General features: G+C 32.9%; 5 protein-coding genes. 3 read left to right on the forward strand and 2 right to left on the reverse strand.

Going from position 1 to position 2668, the window contains the following annotated elements:
* Positions 1–125 precede the first annotated feature (125 nt).
* The 3 genes from LBD46_01855 to LBD46_01865 all read left to right on the forward strand — a co-directional run bounded on the left by LBD46_01855 (position 126) and on the right by LBD46_01865 (position 1829).
* On the forward strand, positions 126–368 hold the full coding sequence (locus LBD46_01855; GenBank protein ID MDR2425920.1) for an anaerobic ribonucleoside-triphosphate reductase: 243 nt from the start codon (positions 126–128) through the stop codon (positions 366–368).
* 213 nt (positions 369–581) lie between these two features.
* Positions 582–1598 (forward strand): hypothetical protein, encoded by a 1017-nt coding sequence (locus LBD46_01860; protein ID MDR2425921.1) that lies wholly within the window; start codon positions 582–584, stop codon positions 1596–1598.
* A 3-nt stretch (positions 1599–1601) separates the two neighbouring features.
* Positions 1602–1829 (forward strand): hypothetical protein, encoded by a 228-nt coding sequence (locus tag LBD46_01865; protein ID MDR2425922.1) that lies wholly within the window; start codon positions 1602–1604, stop codon positions 1827–1829.
* A 149-nt stretch (positions 1830–1978) separates the two neighbouring features.
* Here LBD46_01865 and LBD46_01870 read toward each other — a convergent pair whose 3' ends face one another.
* Positions 1979–2332 carry a hypothetical protein gene (locus LBD46_01870; GenBank protein MDR2425923.1) on the reverse strand — a complete coding sequence of 118 codons (354 nt, stop codon included), beginning with the start codon at positions 2330–2332 and terminating at the stop codon, positions 1979–1981.
* 122 nt (positions 2333–2454) lie between these two features.
* A complete protein-coding gene (locus LBD46_01875; protein MDR2425924.1) occupies positions 2455–2628 on the reverse strand; it encodes a hypothetical protein in 174 nt (57 codons plus the stop codon).
* Positions 2629–2668: the final 40 nt, after the last annotated feature.

The following is a 2668-nucleotide window of genomic DNA, read 5'->3' on the forward strand; positions in this document are numbered from 1 at the left end:
CCAAGAAACAGCGTTACAATATTTTTCATATTATCCATAATTTTTCTCCTTTTAAATAGTTTTTTAAAAACGAAAAAGTATGGATTCTTTAGAATCTTGAACTATATATTTTATGGAGAAAAACAATGAAAGAGATTGATAAACAAATTAAAGAAATTGAAGAAAAAATGAGTGACCCCGATTTATGTTTTGGAACGGCTTCTACTTGGAGCAGGTGTACCGGCTATTATCGCGCAGTTGAAAATTGGAACTATGGAAAGCGCCGAGAATATGCCGATAGAACCGAATACCAGCCTTTTGAAGCTGGACATAATGGAGATAAGCAATGGGTAGAGAAGTTGCTGCATGGAAAAGATGGGGCAAAATGACACACTTTTTTTAAGAAATTCTATAAAATTTTTAAATGTTAATATATATATAGGTTATTGATTGTTCAAAGAGAAGTTACCGGAATACTTTTTTAGAATAAAATAACTAAATATTGTCAGCAAGTTTTGTTGACGGAGAGAGGGTCCTCCTATAAAACACACTGGGTACCGTGCCGCCTATCATTTTTATTTTGGCATGGAAAGGCACGAAATATGATAAAATACGAAAATTTAAACAACATCAATTCCTGGATAAATTCACACGAAGAATTTATTAGGCACTGGGCTTTCCTGAATAATTACAAAATCTGGAAAGAAGCTAAACAGCCCTTTCATCTTGGTATTCAAAAGAAAACTCTCACGAATCCCAAGAAAAATTTCTTTGATTATGGGCCTATTCAGAAAATAAAAATAACCTTTCAAAATCAATTTTATTTAAAGCCTTATATGGAAAACTGTGATTATCTATGGTGGATACAAGATACTAAAGTAAAGGTAATAGATATGAACCAGCTTAAAGATTTTACTATAAAAGTTGATGGTGATTATTTCTTGGAAAGTGATTGCCGACTTGAATTAAAGGATAACTTTGACAGTACCTATTTCACACCAGAACAGGTAATAAATGCTACAATTCAAATTTTAGACACCTCAGAAAAAATAAACTTTGCATATAAGAAATCTTTTGATAAATATGAACTATCTTATTTTAGAAAAAATACTCATAAAAAAGCATGGATAATAAGTATTACTCATAATGATACCGGCTTTCATGCTTCGGTAGTAGACTGGGCTTATTATTCAAAAACGCATGAAGTAAAAAATGTACAACTCAAAAGAAACGGAGAAACTTTTATGAAAGCGATTAGAGGGGAAATAAGCAAGAAGGCACATTTTAAACGCTCAAATGAATTTTCTTTTTACACAGAAGATTCTAATATAAAAATTGCGTCCTGGTTACAATCTTATTTAAAAAAAGATTCGGTTATTGATTTATTATTATCTGTATTTTCTATTCAAGCAGATTCTGCTTGTAACTATGTAAATAAAGAAGATATTATTAATATATCTAATAGTAATATACAAAATTATCTTTATTTACATAGTTACAAGCAAAGTGCTTGTTTAGAAAATAATAAAGAATTAAAACATAAAAAAACCGCAATTTTGTCTATATCACCTATAATTGATGATATGACTTATATTGACAAAGAATTAATAGGAGCATAGAAAATGAATAACGGAAAACAAAGAGCCCTTCCAAGGTGGGAAACCCCGCCTAAAAAAGAAGATTGGAATGAAAAGAAAGAACGCCCGGACGCTCGCTACTATTTCTCCTCTCCGGAGATATGCCGGAAGGGAATTCCCTTCCGACAGTTGCCCACTCTTGATGGGCCTTCTTCATTTGCCCCCGCAATTTTAGCCGGGACGGTTTATCGCTTTTATTTGGCGACATTTTAATATAATTTATAAGTACAAAAATAATTCCTGTTTCATTAAAATTCTTTTGCTTAGGAAGAAAAAAATATTGCACCTTGAGCAAAAGCAAAAAATTTTTTAAATTTAAAAAAAAAATTGCCGTCCCTTTTGGAGAGACGGCAATCGTAAAATTAGAGCTTCTTTGTCCAGGTAGCACTATTGATATTGCCACCACCTGATACTACTTCAAGTTTGCCACTAGCATTTATTTCAATATGGTGCTTATAAGTATACGGAGTTCCCGAAGTAACCTTTACCTCATAATTTGAGGAATTGTCTATCGAAATAAGGGCATGAACTACAGAACTGGTATTAAACTTCCAAGTAACGGTATGATTCGTGTTCTCAAATACAAGACTATAAGTAATCTGTGTATTAGGGGAAACCCATTCCCAAGTGCCAATAAATGCTTCAGGCCACACATAGCTCGTTTGAGTGCCTGGGTCCGGAGAAGTGTCGGGATTTGTGCTTTGTTCACATCCCATGAACACCATAAATACGACCAAAAGCAGGCCGAACCGTAAAAAAAGATTTTTCATCATTTTCATATAAGAAACTCCTTCACGTTTTACGTCCGCCGACATATTTTAAAGTCTCATATGAAACTTTAATTATCTTTATTCTCAAACTTCTCATTTATATCCTGTGAACTTTTTTCTTGGCCTTTTCCGATTAATTGGACACTTAACAGATGTTTAGCCATCAAGACCATTTTTTCCTTTCCATCGGCGTTCATTTCACTATAAACTTCCGATAAATCAGCTATCTCTGAATCGTCCATACTGATAAATCTCCTTTATCATATTTTGTGTTCATTATAT

Source organism: Candidatus Endomicrobium procryptotermitis (assembly GCA_031279415.1).
Taxonomy (GTDB): domain Bacteria; phylum Elusimicrobiota; class Endomicrobiia; order Endomicrobiales; family Endomicrobiaceae; genus Endomicrobium_B; species Endomicrobium_B procryptotermitis.